This is a genomic window from Peptacetobacter hiranonis, from assembly GCF_008151785.1.
GTDB classification, from domain to species: Bacteria; Bacillota; Clostridia; order Peptostreptococcales; family Peptostreptococcaceae; genus Peptacetobacter; species Peptacetobacter hiranonis.
This window is the reverse complement of sequence record NZ_CP036523.1, coordinates 2,254,609-2,271,752: the sequence shown is the minus strand read 5'-3', so window position 1 is coordinate 2,271,752 and position 17,144 is coordinate 2,254,609. Positions and strand designations below refer to the sequence as shown.

At 30.1% G+C, this 17,144-nt stretch carries 14 protein-coding genes; 13 read left to right on the top strand and 1 reads right to left on the bottom strand.

Annotated elements, in window-relative coordinates:
• Window positions 1-40 precede the first annotated feature (40 nt).
• A complete protein-coding gene (locus tag KGNDJEFE_RS10570) occupies window positions 41-1,072 on the top strand; it encodes a TIGR00341 family protein (protein WP_006440616.1) in 1,032 nt (343 codons plus the stop codon).
• A gap of 73 nt (window positions 1,073-1,145) precedes the next feature.
• Here the strand turns inward: KGNDJEFE_RS10570 and zupT are convergent, their stop codons facing one another.
• Window positions 1,146-1,946, bottom strand: a complete 801-nt coding sequence (zupT, locus tag KGNDJEFE_RS10565) for a zinc transporter ZupT (protein ID WP_006440617.1) — start codon at window positions 1,944-1,946, stop codon at window positions 1,146-1,148.
• A 272-nt stretch (window positions 1,947-2,218) separates the two neighbouring features.
• Between zupT and KGNDJEFE_RS10560 the strand changes: the two genes are divergently transcribed.
• The 12 genes from KGNDJEFE_RS10560 (at window position 2,219) to KGNDJEFE_RS10505 (ending at window position 17,008) form a co-directional block, all read left to right on the top strand.
• A complete protein-coding gene (locus KGNDJEFE_RS10560; RefSeq protein WP_050754677.1) occupies window positions 2,219-2,779 on the top strand; it encodes an HMA2 domain-containing protein in 561 nt (186 codons plus the stop codon).
• A 16-nt stretch (window positions 2,780-2,795) separates the two neighbouring features.
• A complete protein-coding gene (locus KGNDJEFE_RS10555) occupies window positions 2,796-3,173 on the top strand; it encodes an HMA2 domain-containing protein (RefSeq protein ID WP_006440619.1) in 378 nt (125 codons plus the stop codon).
• 23 nt (window positions 3,174-3,196) lie between these two features.
• Window positions 3,197-5,407, top strand: coding sequence for a heavy metal translocating P-type ATPase (locus KGNDJEFE_RS10550; protein ID WP_040410613.1), 2,211 nt, complete (start codon window positions 3,197-3,199; stop codon window positions 5,405-5,407).
• A gap of 3 nt (window positions 5,408-5,410) precedes the next feature.
• Window positions 5,411-6,268 carry a hypothetical protein gene (locus KGNDJEFE_RS10545; RefSeq protein ID WP_006440621.1) on the top strand — a complete coding sequence of 286 codons (858 nt, stop codon included), beginning with the start codon at window positions 5,411-5,413 and terminating at the stop codon, window positions 6,266-6,268.
• Window positions 6,269-6,330: 62 nt separating this feature from the next.
• A complete protein-coding gene (locus tag KGNDJEFE_RS10540) occupies window positions 6,331-6,600 on the top strand; it encodes a hypothetical protein (protein WP_040410614.1) in 270 nt (89 codons plus the stop codon).
• Window positions 6,601-7,332: 732 nt separating this feature from the next.
• Window positions 7,333-8,706: a peptide MFS transporter gene (locus tag KGNDJEFE_RS10535; protein ID WP_320055085.1), complete on the top strand. Its 1,374-nt coding sequence runs from the start codon at window positions 7,333-7,335 to the stop codon at window positions 8,704-8,706.
• Window positions 8,707-8,820: 114 nt separating this feature from the next.
• Window positions 8,821-10,212, top strand: a complete 1,392-nt coding sequence (locus KGNDJEFE_RS10530; protein ID WP_006440624.1) for an aminopeptidase — start codon at window positions 8,821-8,823, stop codon at window positions 10,210-10,212.
• A gap of 190 nt (window positions 10,213-10,402) precedes the next feature.
• Window positions 10,403-11,404, top strand: a complete 1,002-nt coding sequence (locus KGNDJEFE_RS10525; RefSeq protein WP_006440625.1) for a hypothetical protein — start codon at window positions 10,403-10,405, stop codon at window positions 11,402-11,404.
• Window positions 11,405-12,324: 920 nt separating this feature from the next.
• Complete coding sequence (locus tag KGNDJEFE_RS10520; RefSeq protein WP_006440626.1) at window positions 12,325-13,569, top strand: RNA-guided endonuclease InsQ/TnpB family protein; 1,245 nt, start codon at window positions 12,325-12,327, stop codon at window positions 13,567-13,569.
• Window positions 13,570-13,739: 170 nt separating this feature from the next.
• Window positions 13,740-15,122 (top strand): MATE family efflux transporter, encoded by a 1,383-nt coding sequence (locus KGNDJEFE_RS10515; protein ID WP_006440627.1) that lies wholly within the window; start codon window positions 13,740-13,742, stop codon window positions 15,120-15,122.
• 180 nt (window positions 15,123-15,302) lie between these two features.
• Window positions 15,303-16,520 (top strand): amidohydrolase family protein, encoded by a 1,218-nt coding sequence (locus tag KGNDJEFE_RS10510; protein WP_006440628.1) that lies wholly within the window; start codon window positions 15,303-15,305, stop codon window positions 16,518-16,520.
• A 170-nt stretch (window positions 16,521-16,690) separates the two neighbouring features.
• Window positions 16,691-17,008, top strand: a complete 318-nt coding sequence (locus KGNDJEFE_RS10505; protein WP_006440629.1) for an ArsR/SmtB family transcription factor — start codon at window positions 16,691-16,693, stop codon at window positions 17,006-17,008.
• The last annotated feature ends 136 nt before the right edge of the window (window positions 17,009-17,144 follow it).

Sequence of the window (17,144 nt, the reverse complement as noted above, 5' to 3'; positions counted from 1 at the left end):
ATAAAAGGATGAATTTTCAATAAGAACGGAGTGAGAGATAATGAAAGAACATATAAAACATGTTTTAAAGTTAGCCTTTAGTATACATGGTGATACAGCTTCTTATGATGAAATACATGAAAGAATAGTAAGTGGTGGAGAAGTTAGAGGAACAAATCTTTGTATAATGATTTTTGCAATATTTATAGCGTCAATTGGGCTTAATATGAACTCTACCGCAGTTATAATTGGTGCGATGCTTATATCGCCACTTATGGGTACTATAATGGCTATAGGATATGGAATAGCAACTGGTGATATAGATGAAACAGAGGACTCTATTTTAGGACTTTTATTCCAGGTAATTACGTGCCTTATAACTTCTGCAATATATTTTACAATAACTCCAATAACAACAGCTTCACCAGAGCTTTTGGCTAGGACTACACCTACAATATGGGATGTTTTAATCGCTGTTTTTGGTGGATTTGCCGGAATAATAGGATTTACTAGAAAAGAAAAATCAAATGTAATACCAGGTGTTGCAATAGCTACAGCACTTATGCCGCCACTTTGTACAGCAGGATACGGTATAGCTATAAAGTCGTTTAAGTATTTTGCGGGTGCACTTTATCTATTTATAATAAATACATATTTTATTTGTTTAGCGACAATAATAGGTCTTTTAATTATGAAGGTACCTCAAAAGACTGAAAGAGATGATGAGCGGAAAAAGAAATTTAGAGCAGTACTTATCAGAAATACAGCTATAATAATAATTCCAAGTTTAATTTTTGCTATGAAAATGGTTGAAAAGGAAAAAGAAGATACAACAGAGCCAATAGGAATAAGTGGAATTTCATTAGATGTAGGAAAGCTTAGTGAACAGTTGGGCGTTATATATCCTGAAGTTTCAGAAGTTAGTGCTGGATATTTGAAGGAATGGGATTCTAGTGAAGAAAAGCAGCATGAAAATCTGAATGTAATTGTATATTTAAGCAAGGATATTTCAGCAGGTAAAAAGAACAAAATAAAAGAATTTATAGATGTAGAAACAAAATTTGATAAAATTCAATTTATTGTGAGAGAATAAAATTTAAAAATTTAATAGAATAATAAAACGGGATATTGCAGATTATTGCAGTATCCCGTTTTTTATATCTATATTATATAAAAAGTAATAAACTTACAGCCATAAGCATCATACCAGAAATCAAGCCATATATTGAAAGATGGTGCTCTCCATATTCTCTAGCAGCTGGAAGTAATTCATCAAATGATATAAATACCATTATTCCGGCTACAGATGCAAATATAATTCCAAATACTGTATCGTTCATAAAAGGCATAAGTATTAGCCAACCAACTAATGCGCCTATTGGTTCAGCAAGTCCTGAAATAAAAGAATATAGGAATGCTTTTTTCTTTGAACCTGTTGCGTGATAGATTGGTATTGAAACAGAAATTCCTTCTGGAATATTGTGTATTGCTATTGCAAAAACTATTGGAAGTGCAAGTGCAGGATCATCTAATGCTGATACAAATGTAGCTAGCCCTTCAGGAAAGTTATGTAGAGCAATAGCTAGGGCTGTAAACATACCTGTTCTTAAAAGTTTTGCATTATTATCTGATTTATTTTCTAGGTCTTCAACCAACTTTAATTCGTGTGGATTTTCTTCTGAAGGAATTAATTTATCTATAATAGCTATTACAAACATTCCTGCAAAGAAAGCTACAACGGTAAGAATTGAGCCCATTCGTTCTCCTAAAGCAGATGCAATTGAGCTTTGAGCTTCTGGAAAAATTTCTATCATAGATACATAAACCATTACACCTGCTGAAAAACCTAAGCTTACAGAAAGGAATTTTTTATTTGTACTCTTTGTAAGAAAGGCTATCAGACTCCCTATAGAAGTGCTGAGTCCAGCTACAAGTGTAAAACAAAATGCTATCAATACATTATTCATAATCAACCTCCTAAAATATAAATAGTGTTTAATAAATGAAAGTGAATATTAATTATAAAATAATATGCTTGACTTTTTTTGTCAAGGTGATAGGAGAAAATGAAAAAATTAAAAAAATAAGAGATTGTTATAGAGAAGTTGATAAAAAATATCGATTATGCTCAAAGTATTGAAATTTCAATAAAAATGAGAATATAATATTATGTTATAAAAAACATTGTATTTGCAAATTTAATCCATTTATAAATACATGTGTAAGAGGAGGGATGAAAATGTACCGCAAGAGAATAATGAGGTTGGCATTGCTTACATTAGCAGGGAAGGTCATAAGTGATGCTAGTGGAAAGAAAAAAAATAATGTAAATGTTCCTGATTTTATTGGGGTGGTAGAGGTTAAGCATAGTATAAAAGGTAGAATAAGATATAGAGTACCTAGATTAAAGGGAGATAATACATTAGCTGATTATATAACAAGTCAGTTGTCAAAAGTGAAATTTATCAGCCATGTAGAAGCAAGTGCTGTAACAGGAAGCCTTTTAATAAATTACGACTATAATCAGATAGATCCTAATATGCTTACTGCAGCTATTGTAAAGCTTTTGAGTTTAGAAGAGGAAATTAATAAGAAAAAAGATGCTTTAGTTACTAGAGAGCTATCAAATATGAAAGAAGTATTAAATCTAGCTGTTTACAACAAGACTAAGGGGATATTGGATATAAAATCAATCTATTTGATAGCAGTTATGATATTTGCAATTAGAGGAATAAGAACTGCTCCAAGAATGCTACCAAATGGATACACAATGGCTAGATGGGCATATAAAGAAATATAGTTTGTTGAGGTGTAGAATGTTAAAGAAAATTGTTATATCAAAATTAATGAAAATAAAGGTAGCTCACAGTATTCCTGGGAGAATTAGATTTAAAGTATCTTCTTTAAAGGATATTCCAGAAGAGTATATGATTTACGAAAAATATTTACATCAGGCATTGAAAAAATTGAACGGAATAGAAAGTATAGATGTGAATAGAGTGACTGGAAGCATATTAATTACCTATGATATTAAAAAAGTATACGAAGAAAAAATATTAAATTGGATTGAAGTAATAAAAGAAATAGGATTAAGAAATTTAGATTTAATAGAGAAATACGGAGAAAGTAATACAGAGTATGTTGTAGATACTATTGAGCAGCAACTTGATGAAGCAATAAAAAAATTAGCTTAAATCTCATGAAGGGAGGATTAAAAATGGGTAGAAACAACCTATTACTAAAAAGTACTATAAAGCATAGAATAAATGGAAGAATTAGACTTAGATGTGAAGCTTTAAAGTACCTTTCAAATTATAAAGATGAGATAGAAGAAAAGATGAAATCATCATCATTTGTAGATACTGTAGCTGTTAATACGGTTATTGGTTCAGTTCTTATAAATTATAAAGAAGATGTAGACGAAAATAGAGTAATAAACTTTATAGATGGAATAATAGCAGAATACGATATAAAGGTATTTGCAGCTATGAGAGAACAGCAAAATACAAATATGGAGATTTCAGAAAAGAATGATGAAACATCTGCAGATATATTAAAAAGATTAGGATTAAATGCGGCTGTACTTGGATATTCAATGGCAAAAGGTAGATTTGGATGGGGAGATATTTATAATGTTGATAGATACGGAAGATATGGTAGATTTTTAACTTTACCTGCACTTGCATCTATATACCTAAACAAGGGGCTAATTGAAAATGGTGTATTTGGAGCTATAAAAAATAAAAGATTAAATGCGGATACTCTTACACTTACATCTATAGCAGCCAGTTTAATGCTTGGAAATGATAAGTCTGCACTTATGATAACTCTTTTATCAGATATTGCAGAACTTATGACAATATATACAATGGAAAAAACAAGAAATTCTATAAAAGAAATGTTCTCAGTAAATGAGGAAGAAGTATGGACAATAGATGAAAACGGAATTCTTAAAAAAGTATCTATAGACGATATTGAAAAAGATGACAAAGTAGTTATACATACTGGTGAAAAAATCTGTGTAGATGGTGAAGTATTAGACGGAGAGGCTGTAGTAGATCAGGCATCTGTTACAGGGGAGTTTGTTCCAGCTGTTAAAAAGCCTGGAGAAAAGGTGTTTGCAGGAACAGTTGTTAAGACTGGAAATATAACTGTTAAAACAGAAAAAGCTGGAGATGATACAGTAGTTTCTAGAATAATACATTTAGTAGAGGATGCAGCATCTAAAAAAGCGCCAATACAAGATTACGCAGATAAGTTTTCAAACTATCTAGTACCATTTAACTTTTTATTTGCGGGAATAATTTATATGGCTACAAAGAGTCCAGCTAGAGCTTTAAATATGATGATAATAGACTACTCTTGTGGTATAAAGCTTTCTACAGCAACAGCATTTTCTGCTGCAATAAACAATGCAGTTAAGAATGGTGTCCTTATAAAAGGTGGTAACTATTTAGAAGCTATGTCAAATTCAGATACATTAATACTTGATAAAACAGGAACATTAACAGAAGGAAAACCAGCTGTTACAGATATAGAGGTATTAGATTCTGAGTTGAGTGAAAATGATGTTTTAAAAATAGCAGGTGCTGCTGAAGAAACATCGTCTCATCCTATGTCTACAGCTATAATAACAGAGGTAGAAAAAAGAGGAATTGAAATACCAGTACATGGGCCAGTTATAACGCATATAGCTAGAGGTATGGAAACTGATATAGATGGTGAAAAAGTTTATGTAGGAAGCAAAATATTCCTAAAAGAAAAAGGAATAGATATTAAAAATGTAAAAGAAGCTGAAAAGAAATTATCTACAGCCGGATCAAACTTGATTTATGTTGCTTATAGTGGAAAGGTTTCTGCAATAATCGCAATAAAAGACAAGATGAGAGATAATATGAGAAAAGCTATAAATAATATTAGATATCAAGGTGTAGACGATATTCTTTTATTAACAGGAGATTTAGAAAATCAGGCAAAAGAAGTTGCTACACTTATGGGAGTAGATAGATACAAGGCTGAGCTGCTACCAAAAGATAAGGCAGACGAGGTATTAAAATATCAGGCTAATGGCTCTAGAGTTATGATGGTTGGAGATGGAATAAATGACGCTCCAGCGCTTGCATACTCAGATGTTGGTATAGCACTTGGTGGTGGAAGTACAGACGTTGCAATGGAAGCAGCGGATATTACAATACAGGGAGATAACCCTATGATGCTACCTACAATAATAGATTTATCTAAAAAGACTATGAAAGTGGTAAAAGAAAACTTTGGAATGGTAATAGGAATAAATAGTGTAGGACTTATACTTAGTGCAGCTGGAGTACTTCCTGTATTTTTCGGAGCAGTACTTCACAACTCAAGTACAATACTAGTAGTTGCCAATTCTCTTAGATTGCTATTCTTCAATATGGAGAGAGGGGTGTAAAATATGAACAATCCCACTATAGTTATCGCACATAAGATAAAAGGAAGAATAAGAATAAAACTTTCTCATCCTCTTAGAAATGGAGAGGAATTGATGAAAAATCTTGTAAAAAAGGATGAAATATATAAAGCAAATTATACAGATATAACAAAATCAATTCTTATAGAATATAATCCATATCGTATATCTGAAGATGAAGTGATAATCAGAGTGATAGCTCTTTATTCAAAGAGTTATGATATGATTCCAATAAGATTGATATATGAATCAAAAAAGAAAAATTTACCTCCAATGGCGTGTTATTCACTTGCAATGCTTGGAATAGGGGGAATATCTAAGTACATAACAATGAACCAACGAATATCAGATTTTATTAATTGGGCAGTTGTAGGTACAACTATTGGAGCTATTGGTGAGCATGCATACAATGAAATAAATGAAAGAGGTTATTTTGATCCAGAAGTCGTTTCTGTTATGTATTTAATAAATTCTGTTACAAAGGGTGAATTTTTACTTCCGTCGGCTGTTACATGGTTGACTACATTTGGAAGGCATTTGATTGAACTATCTTATAGTGGGCTTATGATATCTGTAAGAGAGTTTAAAAATAGAGATGGAAATAAATACTTTGATGTATCAGTAAAGACAGATAATGAGTTGTCAAAAGGTGCGGGTATAATTAGAGTATTTTTGGAAAGGTTTATAGAATTAGAAAGAAATTCTATGGGAAAATCGTTTATGGTTTCTGATAGAGGGATGACTGGTTATAGTGGAAGATTATATTCTGATGGAATAGAAGATAATTCTTATATTGGAATGGATACTAGAAGCTTAAAATTATACAAAGATGCTATAAAATAGTGAAAAATATGGCAATAAATTAAAATTTATTGATAAATAAAATAATAGAAGGAGTGATAAATATGCTAAATGGAATAAATAAAGACCATTTAACTGGTGCATTAGTAGGTGTAGGTGTATGTGCTGTTGGGTATTATGCGTACAAAAAAAATCAGGAGAAAGTAGATAATTTTTTAAGAAATCAGGGAATAAATGTAGCGAGTGATAATCACAAGGAATTTGAAGCTATGAGTCTTGAAGAGCTTATGGAAACAAAAGAAACAATAGAAGATATTATAGCTGAAAAAGAAATGTTAGTTCATGAATTACCAAAAGAAGCTTGTGTTGAGTAGAAGATAGTTTAAATTATTAATCAAAAAATTATATAGCTGAATAGAAATAATAAATCGATGATACGTTATAAGCTAATCTATCATCGATTTATTTTTTTGATTGTGCTAAAAAATATTTTTTTGAGAAAAAAGTGAAGCATAGGATAAAATCAATGAAACAACTGAAAACACTGATATAAAGTTGTAGGTTGCTAGAAAATGATTAGTATACAAATAAAAATGTATAAAAAATTATAAATATATGGGAAAATTATGAAAAATAAATTTGTTTAACAAGATTAATATATTTTTTATATTGATAATAGATAAACAATAATAAACTTATATCCTAGAAATGTTAAATAATATAGACAAGTATATTGGATAAGTGGTAGCATTTAAACTATCAGGGAGAAAACATAATATTGCAAAAAGTTTCATAAAAGGAATTTTACTTTAAATTAAGATTATTGATACGGAATTTATAAGTTTTGTGAAAACGATATTTTGTGTTAACTTCTTGACATCACAAATTGAGGGATTTGTGTATAGAAAAGTAGGGTGATTTTATAATATTATATTGGATGGTTGGGACTTAAATAAGGGAGATTTGAGTCCCAATTAAACGGATGGCATAAAATCACATTGGAATAAGTAATTAAATTTGTCGATAATCACTTATGTGATTGGAAATATATAATACACTAATGGAGGATTTTTATGTCAACAGAAAAATAGAAACATCCAAAGGGACTGTGGCTTGCTAATATAGCAACAGGTGTACAGTGCCACTGTGGATATGCGTTCTCATCTATATTCATACTTTTCATGACTGCAGATGTTGCGCAGAACGGTTTAGGTCTTAGTGTAGCTAAGGCATCATCAATAATAGGTCTTTATACAGCAATAAACTATATGGGATCAATATTTGGAGGATGGATAACAGATAACTATCTAGGAATTCAGAAATCATTAATTTTAGGTTCATTCTTAAATGGTTTAGCATTTATCGTTATGTTCTTCGCTCCAGCAACAGTAGCTGGTATATGGTCAGGTCTTATAATTCTTATAGTGGCCGGTATGTTCTTTAAAGGTCAGATAGGTGCTCTTATAGGTTCTCTTTACGGTCCTACAGAGTTTACTAGAAAAGATGCGGCTTTCGCATTATACTACATGGCTATAAATATAGGTGCATTCTTTGGTCCAATAATATCTGGTCTTATAGCAGATCAGTGGTTCGCTGAAATAGCAGCTACAGGTGAAATAGTTTCATTTGGATATAAATATGTATTCTTAATGAACGGTATATTAATGATAGGTGTATCTATATTCATATACTTAACAGCTCCAAAACTATTAGGAGATGTAGCTAAATACCCAGTTAATGGTAAAGGTGCAGCTAAAGAAGCTAAAGAAGCTGGTAAAAAAGAAGTTGTTGAACATCAGCCTTTAACTCAGACTGAAAAGAAAAGAATATTATCAATGGTTATATTATTCGTATTCGTTGTATTATTCTGGTCAGCATGGTTCCAGACTCAGTCTTCATTCTCAATATTAATGAATGACTTAGTTCAGAGACAGTACGGAAGCTTTACTATACCTGTTCCATGGTTAGTTGCTTACAACTCTATACTTTGTGTTATATTTGCTCCTTTAATGGCTAAATTATGGTTAAAATTAGGACAGAGTAAAAGAGGAGATTTATCTATACCAACTAAAATGGCTTTAGGTATGTTATTAACTGCATCAGCATTTGTAGTTTTAATATTAGGAATAAGAACTCTTGGTGGTGTATTAGATGGAAGTGCAAAAATGAGTATATTATTCGTTTTATTAGCATATTTCTTATTAACAATAGGGGAACTTTGCATATCTCCAATAGGTATGGCTATGTTCAACAAACTAGCTCCAGTAAGATATGGATCACTTGCAATGGGTGCTTGGTATCTAAGTAACTTCTTTGCTAACCTATTATCAGGTAAATTAGCAGGACTTACTTCAACAATGGGATATGTTCAGATATTCGGAACAATATCAGGAGTGCTTATAGTATTCGCAATAATGCTATTCATATTAAGAAAGAAACTTGTTAAGTTAATGGCATTAGATGAATTTAAAAATAAATAATATTGATAAAAAGTGTAGCGGTTATCCGCTACACTTTAAATATACACTTTACTAAAAAAATTTTAGTGATAGAATATAAAATAAATATATTTAATAAAGAAAGAGGGCTTTGAAATGTCAAAAAATCTTTGGACAAAATATAATGATTGTCAGCTTAAAGAATTAGAAGAAGTAAATGAAAAATACAAAAAATGCTTAGATGAAGGTAAAACAGAAAGAGAATGTGTTACTTTATCAATAAAAATGGCAGAAGAAGCAGGATATAAAAACATCAAAGATGTAATAGATGAAGGTAAAGAATTAAAAGCAGGGGATAAAGTTTACGCTGCTTGTATGAAAAAATCACTAGCATTATTCCAGATAGGTAAAGAACCTATATCTCATGGTATGAACATATTAGGAGCGCATATAGATTCTCCACGTATAGATGTAAAACGGAATCCTCTATATGAAACAGATGGATTTGCATATTTAGACACTCATTACTACGGTGGTATAAAAAAATATCAATGGGTAACAACTCCACTATCACTTCATGGTGTAGTAGCTAAAAAAGATGGCTCTGTTGTAGAAGTTAATATAGGTGAAGACCCAACAGACCCAGTATTTGTAATAACTGACTTATTAATACATTTAGGAGCAGCTCAGTTAGAAAAGAAAGCAGCTACAGTTATAGAAGGGGAAAACCTAGACTTATTAATAGGAAACAAACCTCTTTCAGAAACAGAATTAAAAGAAGATGAAAAAGATGCAGTAAAAGCAAATATACTAAAAATATTATGTGAAAAATATGGAATGGAAGAATTAGATTTCCAGTCAGCAGAACTTGAAATAGTTCCAGCAGGAAAAGCTAGAGACTGTGGTATAGATAGAAGTATGATACTTGCATATGGACACGATGATAGAATATGTTCATTCCCATCATTATTTGCTATGTTAGAAGTTGAAAATCCAGAAAGAACTTCTTGCTGTTTACTAGTAGATAAAGAAGAAATAGGAAGCATGGGTGCAACAGGAATGCAGTCAAAATACTTCGAAAATATGGTAGCAGAACTTGTTGCATTAACTGAGGGAGATTCAAATGTAAAAGTTAGAAGAGCTCTTCAGAATTCAAAAATGTTATCATCTGATGTAAGTGCTTGCTATGACCCGTTATTTGCAGAAGTATTTGAAAAGAGAAGCTCAGCATTTTTAGGAAAAGGTATAACATTCAATAAACACACAGGTGCTAGAGGTAAAAATGGATCAAATGATGCAAATGCTGAATATATAGCAGAATTAAGAAAAATAATGGATGAAGCAGATGTAGAATACCAGATGGTTGAAATGGGTAAAGTAGACGCTGGTGGCGGTGGAACAATCGCCTACATAATGGCTAATTATGGAATGCAGGTAATAGACTGTGGTGTAGCAGTGCTTAATATGCATGCCCCATATGAAGTAGGAAGCAAAGCAGACATATATGAAGCAGTAAGAGGTTACAAAGCTTTCTTAAAAAATGCGTAAAAATAAATAACTGAAAAATATTAAAACTGTCTCTGAAATTAAATTCGAGTTTGAATTTATGAGGAGGCAGTTTTTTATTGTAATAAATAAAATTAGTAAAATATAAGCATATATATTTTTAGAGTATTTAATTTTGATATATTTATGATAAAATAAAATTAATAATTTTAAAAATATAAAAGGTGATTATATGGGAAAAAAAGGAAAATTTATTTTAATATTTGGATTGATTTTTGTCTTATTTATTTCTGGAATTATAGTTTTTAAGAATAGAGAGGATAGAATAAATCAGGCAAATAAAGAAATTGAACAACTTGTAGAAATGAAAGAATACGATAAGCTTAGGACTCTGTTTATGGATTATGAAAAAATGAACAAAAATTTTGGATTAACAGAAGAAGAATGTGTAGAAATAAAGAGTTATTTTTATATGTTACAAATGTACAAAGAAAAAGATTATGATATGGTATATTCTATTTCAACAAATTTAAAAGCTGAAAAATGTTGGATTTTTAAAAATGATGTAGAAATATTTGTTAAAGAATTTTTAGAGAGTAAAGAAGGTATAGAGGAAAGGAAAAAAATTGAAGATAGGGAAAAGTTAGCTCAAGAAATAAAAAATCTTAGAAAAGAGATGGGAAATTGGGGAAGAGAGCATATTTCAGAAATTGGACCGTATATAGGTATGCCAGAGAGTTTAATAAGTAAAACGATGCTTGGATATCAAGATAAAACTGAAAATATAAGTTTTGAATACAGAGAAGATATATATATTTATGAAAAGCACTACATGTGGAAAGATGACAAAGAAAATGAAATATGTAAGGTTATAGTAGGTCAAGAGGAATATGAGTATGAGCCAGTAGTAAAAGAAGTAGAATTTTTAGGAAGTAATTGGGAGAAAAAATTATTGTACAATGGAGAAGATGAAAATCTTAAAAAAGAATTTACAATAGGAATATATACTGGAAAATTGTACGAAGAAAGTAATCATGGTGGATACGATAATATAAAAACTGATGTGGAATTAATAGAAGAGTATATTGATGAATATGATGTATATGAATATTCTGATGCAGATGAGTTCTACTATGATCATAAAGATGATTTTGAGGGTTACGAAGATGCAGAAGGATATTATGAAGATGCTTGGTCTTTGATAGATGAAAATACAGAATATCTTATAAGATAAAATTTGTAAAAATTTACAATTTTATGTAGTATTGCAAAAATAACATTAAAAAATAAAAGTAAATTTATTAAAAAATAAAAAATTCTTTACTTTGGAAAATGTTTTGCCATTAAAAAATTAAAGGTAAAAAGTTAAAAATGTTGAAATTGTGAATAAACTATGTTAATATAAATATACTGTTGTTTTTTTCATAGAAACAACTCCTTTTTTTAGTTTTTTAACTTTATTAAAATCGAAAAAGACTTTCGACAATAGTAAGCGTATAAAGAAATTTGTGCGTCTGAGGTAGCTAGTCTATCGAATATACCACTTGAATTGCTGGAAAGTCCTAAAGCCAATTAAACTACAGCATAATGATGAAATAAGCATAGGTGTGAATGTTGTGAAAACAGAAAAAATTAATTGGATGGTATATGGTTAAATCCTAAGTACTCGGTAATGGATGATCAGCAGCTAAGATTCGAATAGAATAAAGTTCAACGACTATCCCTCTTGAGGGGAGTAAGCTCAAGCGAGCTGAAGTGGGTGGCTCTTAACACATAATGGTGAAGAAGAAGATATAGTCTGTGCTTATGTGAAAACATAAGAAGTTCAAGATGAATAATCTAGGAACTGCATAAGAAGTAGCGAACTTATGTGAACAAAATCTTAAAATAAAAATAATATATGACTATTCTCTACTGCATTACTTTTTGCTAATATAGTATATATTTTGGTAAAAAGTAGTGTAGTACAGTGGAGATAATTCGGAAATAGTCGGTTAAGTATTATTTTTAAATTAAGAGTCAGGGTTTGAGTCTGGTAAACTTGAATTACGAAAAGAGCGTGAGAAATCACGCTCTTTTCATTTTTTGTAAAAAAACTGTTTGCTATAATAAAGTGTGATATACTCGTATTATAGAGAAAGGAGGTGTTAAAAAATGTATTTAACAATAAAACAACAATTAAAAAAATTAAAAAAAGATGAGTATTTGACGTTAAGAGAACTTTCACATATAGCAAAAAATTTAGCTAATGAGGCTCTATATAATATAAGGCAGGTTTATTTTAAGGAAGATAAATATTTAAGTTATAATGAAAACTATAATCTATTAAAAGAAAGCAAAAACTACAAGTTATTAAATTCAAATATGGCACAACAAATAATAAAAGAGGTAGATGGTTCATTTAAGTCCTTTTTAGCTTTATTGAAATTATCTAAAAAAGGTGAATACAATAATAAAATAAATATACCAAAATATTTGGCAAAAGATGATTTTTCAACACTTATAATAGGATTTGTAAGAATAAAAGATAATAAACTTAAAATACCATATTCATATCAATTCAGAAAAAATCATAATTATATAGAAATAAAAATTCCACCAATATTAAGAGATAAAAAAATAAAAGAAATAAGAATTGTTCCGAAAGCTAAGGCTAGGTTCTTTGAAATTCAATATATATATGAAGTAACCGAAATTCAAATGAAATTAAATAAAAATAAAGCACTGGCTATAGATTTTGGAGTAAATAACTTAGCTACTTGCGTTACATCTAGTGGAGAAAGTTTTATTATAGATGGTAGAAAATTAAAATCGATAAATCAATGGTATAATAAAGAAAATTCAAGATTAGAAAGTATACGTGTCAAGCAAGGATATGAAAACAAAACAAATAGACAAAATAAGAATACAATAAAGAGAAATAATAGAGTTAATGATTATATTTCAAAATCAGCAAAATTAATATTAAATTATTGTATTAAAAATAAAATAGATTGCATAGTATGTGGTTATAATTCAAATTTTCAAAAGGATAATAATATAGGCAAGATAAATAATCAAAATTTTTATAATATACCATTTGGAAGGTTGTATAAAAAAATAGAGTATTTATCAAAACTATATGGGATTAAATTTATTACTCAAGAAGAAAGTTATACTTCTAAAGCAAGTTTTTTAGATGGAGATTTTATACCTATATTAGAGGAGAACGATAATAAAAGAATAAAATTCTCTGGTAAAAGAATAAAAAGAGGATTATATCAGGCTAAAAATGGTGAATTAATAAATGCTGATGTGAATGCTGCATTGAATATATTAGTAAAAAGTAAGGTTGTGTCTTTAGATAGACTATACTGTAGTGGCGAACTGAATACGCCTTTGCGTATCAAAGTAAGTTAATTATTTTGAACGTAATAAATTTTATATCAAAAATTTCAGGGTTTGAGTCTGGTAATATAAATAAAAGAGGCTGTAGAATAATTATTTTATTTTACAGCTTTTTATTTTACATTAAAGTAAAATAATGTGATATTATAATAAATGGATAAAAAAAGAGGGGGGGGGAATTCTTGAAGAAAAAGGATAATACACAATTATTGTTATATGAACCAAATGTATATAAATCATTCATAATACTAGCATTGCCAGTATTTGGTGCTAACTTTATGAAAGCTTTCAATGACCTTGTAGATACATTCTTTATAGGTCAAATGCAAAACTCGGTTGCAGCACAGGCGAGTATTGCGCTTACTTGGCCGATAATAAATATATTTGTATCGTTTCAAATAGGGCTTTCGATAGCGGGGGTAGCTGTCATAAGTCAGTTCTTAGGAGCAGAAAAAGACGATGAAGCTAGAGAATACGCAGGAATACTATTTGTACTTTCTGTTGTGTTGGGTATAGCTATAAATATAATCTTATTCTTAATATGTCCATCCGTTATCAGAGGGATGGGTGCTACTGATATGGTATATGAATACTCAGTTCAGTATGTAAGAATAAGATCTATGGAAATGCTATTTGCATTTATATTTGCTTGTTTCCAGGCTGTTAGACAGTCCCAGGGAGATACTGTAACACCGGTTATTCTACAGGTAACTGCTGTTATGATAAATATAGTTCTGACAGGTGTATTTGTAAAAATACTAGGACTTGGTGTATTTGGAGCAGGTCTTGCAACTGTTATAGGTCAGATTGTAATTTGCCCAGCTTGTTTATACTATTTATTTATTAGAAAAGAAAATTTAAAACTTAGAAGAAAAAATCTAAAATTAAAAAATTGGGACAAAGTGAGAAAACTTACATTTATAGCAACTCCATCAGCAGCAAGCCAGGCTCTTAGCTCATTTGGATTTTTAATATTAAACACACTAATACTAGACTATGGTGCAGTTGTAACAGCGGCATTCAGTGTAGGAAATAAGATATCTAATATGCTTCTTATGCCAGTACTTGCAATAGGTTCAGTACTTGCAGCGTATGTTGGTCAAAATATAGGGGCAGGAAATATAAAAAGAGCTAAACAAGCATATAATGTAAGTAGAAACCTAAGCTTGTGGATAGCGATAATAGGAAGTTTAATAATATTCCCACTTAGACAAGAAGTAATTGCACTTCTTACAAATGATGCAAACACACAAAGAGAAGCTATAAACTATATGATTTGGGTACTTGTAACAATGCCACTTATGGCTATGTTCCAGAATTATGTAGGAGTATTTAATGGTTCTGGTAATACTAAGTATTCATTTATAATGGAAACCGCAAGACTTTGGGTTGTGCGTTTACCAATGATTTTATTATTGAAAAACTTCACAAACTTTGGAAGTGATGGTATATGGTTTGCAATGAATGCAAGTAATTTAATAATAATAATACTTGGAGCGATACTTTTAAGAAGAGTAGATTTCTCAGCAAGTATATCATCGGGTAAAGAAGAAATAACTTTATAAAAAGATAAGTATTAGGCTATCATATTAAATATTATTTAATGTGGTAGCCTATTTTTATTTTGATAAAAAATTATTAATAAAGTAGAACAAATCCAAGAAAAATTATATAATAGAGATAGATTGAATATTAAAATATTCAATTCACAAATAAAAATAGGGTTAATTTAGGAGGGCAATGTTATGATAATTACTGCTAATAAAATTATTACAGGTGATGGGAAAACGATTTTAAACAATTCTGCTGTATGCATAAATGAAAGAGGGATAATAGAAACAGTAGGAACATTAGAAGAAGTAAAGGCTAAATATCCAAACGAAGAAATAAGAGATTTTGGAGATGCTACAATAATGCCAGGAATGTTTGATATGCATGCACATCTTGGATACTGGTATAGTCAGCCAGATAGTTTTAACTACAATGATCAAATGATAATGATGTATGCACTTCAGCATGCACAGGCTGCATTTACAAAAGGTATCACTAGTGTAAGAGATTGTTATTCTCCACATGGAGTATGTAAAACTTTAAAACTAGCTGAATCAAAAGGATTTATAACTATACCAAGAATAACACATGTTGACGCAGGAATGTGTATGACTGGTGGACATTGTTGGGATGAAGTTGTACAGGTTGACGGTCCTTGGGAAATCAGAAAAGAAATAAGAAAACAGATGAGAGATGGTGCGGAATGGATAAAACTTCTAACTAGCCACCGTTCACATATACCTGAATTTACTCAGGAAGAATTAGATGCAGCTGTTGATGAATGCCACAGAAGAGGAATAAAATGTGTTGTTCACGCAGGAACACATCCATCAATACAGATGTGCATAGATGCAGGATTTGACACAATAGAACATGGAACATTCTTAACTGTTGAACAGGCAGAACAGATGAGAGATAAAGGAATAGCTTGGACTCCAACAATATTTGCATACACTTACTTATATGAAGTATGTAAAAAGAATATAGAAGAAGGAAATGCAGATGTATTCAATGATCCTGTTGCAGCTAAAGAACAGAGAGATTACGCATACTATGAACCAGCTTATGAATCATACAGAGATAACTTCAAAAAATTATACGACACAGGTGTAACTGTATGTACAGGTAGTGATATGGTAATGTATGGAGCACCAGTATTACCAATAGCTGAAGAAATGAGTTACATGGTAAAATACGGAATAACACCAGTTCAGGCTGTACAGACTTCAACTTCAAATCCAGCAAAAGTTCTTGGAAAAGGCGATGAACTTGGATTAATAGAAGAAGGATATATAGCAGATATAACAGTAGTAGATGGAGATTTAAGCCAGAACATAGATTGTATAAAAAATATAAACACAGTTTATCTAAATGGAAAAGCTGTATACTCTGATGGAGTAAGATTTATATAATAATTAAAAATTAAATTTTGTGAAATATAAAAATCATTTATAAAATATAAAGACTCTAAGAGCAGTTTGTAATTGCTTTTGGAGTCTTTTTTTAGAAATAAATTGCGAGCAGTTCATATTGACATATATCGATATATTAAATATAATATAAACTATCAGGAGGGATAGAAATGAACTCACTACATACAAAAGAAATAAAAATATTTAAAGCATTAGGCGATGAAAATAGAATAAAAATATTAGAAATACTTAAAGATGGAGAAAAATGTGCTTGTAAACTACTTGAAGAATTACAGATAAGTCAGTCTACACTTTCTCACCATATGAAAATACTTTGTGATTCAGGAATAGTATTTGGTAGAAAAGAAGGAAAGTGGATGCACTATAGTATAATAGAATCTTCATTTGATTCAGTGTTTGATCTTTTAAGTGATTTTGCTGCATCGGCTAAGCTAAATGCAGATAACAGCTGTGATTGTGAGAAATAATCTAGTATGTGAAAAATAGTCATATATATAATAGAAGAAATTAAAGTCATCTATATTTAGGATGGCTTTTAAAAATATTTATATATCGATATATATAAATATATAGATTTAAAATTCAAATATAAAAAAGAAAGAA